Origin of the sequence: Caballeronia sp. AZ7_KS35, assembly GCF_023631045.1 — a bacterium.
Lineage (GTDB): Bacteria > Pseudomonadota > Gammaproteobacteria > Burkholderiales > Burkholderiaceae > Caballeronia > Caballeronia zhejiangensis.
Genome location: NZ_JALQDV010000018.1, coordinates 1 through 3540 on the forward strand (window position 1 = coordinate 1; position 3540 = coordinate 3540).

Annotated in this window: 2 protein-coding genes; one reads left to right on the forward strand and one right to left on the reverse strand. The window is 61.8% G+C overall.

Features of this window, described 5'->3' with window-relative positions; all coding sequences use genetic code 11:
* Positions 1–2017: molybdopterin-containing oxidoreductase family protein (locus tag NCT05_RS14820; RefSeq protein ID WP_250502648.1), on the reverse strand; the 2017-nt coding region annotated here is incomplete at its 3' end.
* A gap of 160 nt (positions 2018–2177) precedes the next feature.
* Here NCT05_RS14820 and NCT05_RS14825 point away from each other — a divergent pair.
* Positions 2178–3368: a M20 aminoacylase family protein gene (locus NCT05_RS14825; RefSeq protein ID WP_250502649.1), complete on the forward strand. Its 1191-nt coding sequence runs from the start codon at positions 2178–2180 to the stop codon at positions 3366–3368.
* Positions 3369–3540 lie beyond the last annotated feature (172 nt).

The following is a 3540-nucleotide window of genomic DNA, read 5'->3' on the forward strand; positions in this document are numbered from 1 at the left end:
ACACCCACCCCCCCCCCAGAGGGGCGAGCCGCCCACCGCCAAACAAAAACACCCCCCCCCCCCCCCCCCCCCCGCCCCCCCCCCCGCGCCCCCCCCCCCCCCCCCCCCCCCGGGCCTGCATCGAACCGCGATCGTTGAAGATGCGCACGACTGCGCCATCGGCGATGGCGCGCGCTTGCGCGTCGGCGGGGTGAATATCGAGATGCGGTTCGCGCTCCGCCGCCCGCAGACTTTCGATGTTCACGAAACTGCTGTTCAGGAAGTTGCGCGCGGGCGGCGAAATCATCGCGAGCGGATAGCGGGCCGCCAGATCCGGCGATCCGTCCGCAGACTCGTACGGCGGCAGGTAATCGGGCAACGGATCGAGACCTTCGCGTTTCAGGCGCTCGCTGTAGAACTCGCATTTTCCCGACGGGGTGCGGAACCCGCCTTCGGCCAGCGGCGCTTCTGCGATTCCGAGCTTCAGCCAGCCGGACGCCTTCAACGTGTCCCAGCTCTGACCTTCGAGCGTCGGGTCGTTCCAGCGGAATGCCTTCGATGCGATCTGCTCGTCGGTCTCGAAAAGCGCCGGCTCGGTAAGGCCCAGGGCGCGTGCGAGTCCGCGGAATATTTCAGTGTTCGGGCGCGCTTCGCCGACGGGTGGAATCGCCGGCAGATTCGCCATTACGTGCGTGTGCCCGTAGGACTTGTGGACGTCGAGATGCTCGAGCTGCGTCGTCGCGGGAAAGACGAGGTCCGCGTAATCGGCGGTATCTGTCTGGAAGTGTTCGAGCACGATCGTGAACAGATCCTCGCGCGCGAAGCCCGCCTCGACTTTCGCCGAATCGGGCGCGACCGCAACGGGATTCGAGTTGTAGACGATCAGCGCTTCGATCTTCGGCCCGAATGCTTCGTCGCCCGGATGCAGCAACGCGTCGCCGATCGCGTTCATGTTGATCGCGCGCGGAAGCTTCGAGGGCCAGCCCGGCAGCAAATCGGGACGCTCGAGCGCGCTGCCGTCGATCGGCGCCCAGCCGGACGACGAAAGCAGCAGGCCTCCGGCGCGCTCGCGCCACGCGCCAGTCAACGACGGCAAGCAAGCGATCGCCCGCACGGCATTGCCGCCACCGCGCACGCGCTGCATGCCGTAATTAAGGCGAATTGCGGCCTTCTTCGTCGATCCGAAAGCACGGGCGAGTTCGATAACGACCTTTTCGTCGATGCCGCAGATCTGCGCCACGCGCGAAGCCGGATACTGCGCCGCGCGCGCCGCAAGTTCATCGAAGCCGACGGTATGCGCGCTCACATACTCGTGATCGATGAAATTCTCGCGGATCAACACGTCGATCATGCCGAGCGCGAGCGCGGCGTCGGTGCCCGGGCGCAACGCGATGTGCTGATGGCACTTCTCCGCCGTGAGCGACTTGTACGGATCGATCGCGATCAGCTTCGCGCCACGACGCTTTGCCTCCTGCGCGCGCGTCCAGAAGTGCAGGCTCGACGCGATCGGATTCGCGCCCCAGATCAGAATCAGCTCGCTCTCTTCGTAATACTCCGAATGCATTCCGAGGCTCGCGCCGTACGTGTAGCGCAGGCCGGCGGCGCCCGCGGCCGCACAAATCGTGCGTTCGAGTCGCGATGCGCCAAGCACGTTGAAGAATCGGGCAGCGACGCTTTCGCCTTGCACCAGGCCCATCGTGCCCGCGTAACTGTATGGAACGATGGCTTCAGGCGCGCGCCGGGCGATAGGCTGCAGGCGTTCGGCGGCGAGTCGCAATGCTTCGTCCCAGCCGATCGGCTCAAATCGGCCCTCGCCCTTTTTGCCGATTCGACGCAACGGAGTCAGAAGACGATCCTTGTGATGCGTACGCTCGGCATAGCGCGTGACCTTTGTGCACAACACACCTTGCGTCGGTGGATGATCAGGTTCGCCGCTGACTTTGACCGCTTTTCCATCCTTGACCGTTACGCGCATCGCGCAAGTATCGGGGCAATCGTGCGGGCACACGGCTCGGGCAAACTCGGCTGGAGCGTTCATCGGAAAGTCCGTAAATCGAAGTAAAAGCGGCAGATGACGGAATTCTATTACGGCCGCTATGCGATCGACCGTCCGATGGCGCAAATAGCGGCGGCGTAGAATGGAACGACCAGGCGCGGTCAATACGCGCAATCCGAATTCAAACGTGAGAGCAGTTCAAATGAATCTGATCCCAGAAATCGAAGCATCGCACGACGAGATCAAGACGCTCCGACGAACGATCCATGCCCATCCCGAATTGCGCTATGAAGAGGTTGGCACCGCAAAACTGGTTGCCGAGAGCCTCGAAAGTTGGGGAATCCAAGTGCATCGGGGATTGGGCAAGACAGGCGTCGTCGGCGTGTTGAAGCGCGGCGCCGGCAGCGCCTCGATCGGGCTGCGCGCGGATATGGACGCGCTGCCCATTCAGGAATTGAACACTTTCGGACATCGATCGACGAACGACGGCCGTATGCATGCCTGCGGCCACGATGGTCATACGGCGATGCTGCTCGGCGCGGCGAAATATCTGGCCAGGCACGGCAAATTCGATGGGACGGTCGTCTTCATCTTCCAACCGGCTGAGGAAGGCGGCGCGGGCGCGAAGGCCATGATCGAAGATGGTCTTTTCAAGCGGTTTCCGGTCGATGCGGTGTTCGGCATTCACAACTGGCCTGGCATTCCGGCGGGGCATTTCGGTGTCGTCGAAGGGCCGATCATGGCTTCGAGCAACGAGTTTCGCATCGCCATTCGAGGAACCGGTTCGCACGCGGCCCTGCCACATAACGGGCGCGATCCCGTTTTTACGGCGGTTCAGATCGCGAACGGGCTTCAGAGCATCATCACGCGAAGCAAGAAGCCGATCGATACGGCCGTGCTTTCCATTACGCAGATTCACGCTGGCCAGGCTGCCAATGTGGTGCCCGATCAGGCTTGGCTCGGAGGAACTGTGCGTACTTTTACGGTGGAGACGCTCAATCTGATCGAGGCGCGCATGCGCAAAATCGCCGATGCAACCGCAGCGGCCTACGACTGCGCGGTGGAAATTCATTTCCACAGAAACTATCCACCGACGATCAATTCGCCTGAAGAGGCAAGATTCGCGGCGGAAGTTATGGCAGAAGTGGTGGGCAAGGATAAGGTCGATAGCGCCGTCGAGCCGACGATGGGCGCCGAGGACTTTTCGTTCATGCTTCTCGAAAAGCCCGGATGTTATGCGTTTCTAGGTAACGGCGACGGCGGGCACCGGGAGCAAGGACACGGCGCGGGGCCGTGCATGTTGCACAACGCCAGCTACGACTTTAATGATGATTTGTTATCGATCGGATCGTCGTACTGGGTAAGACTGGCGGAGAAATTCCTCGCCCGTTGATGGTCGCCGTTACGCCTCTGCTGGCTTGATTGCGATTTAGATTTTCACGCCCCAACGCAAAAACCCCACCTTTTTGGGGTGGGGTTTTTGTTTGAAGCATGAGGAGCCTGACGATTACCTACTTTCACACGGGTATCCGCACTATCATCGGCGTGGAGTCGTTTCACGGTCC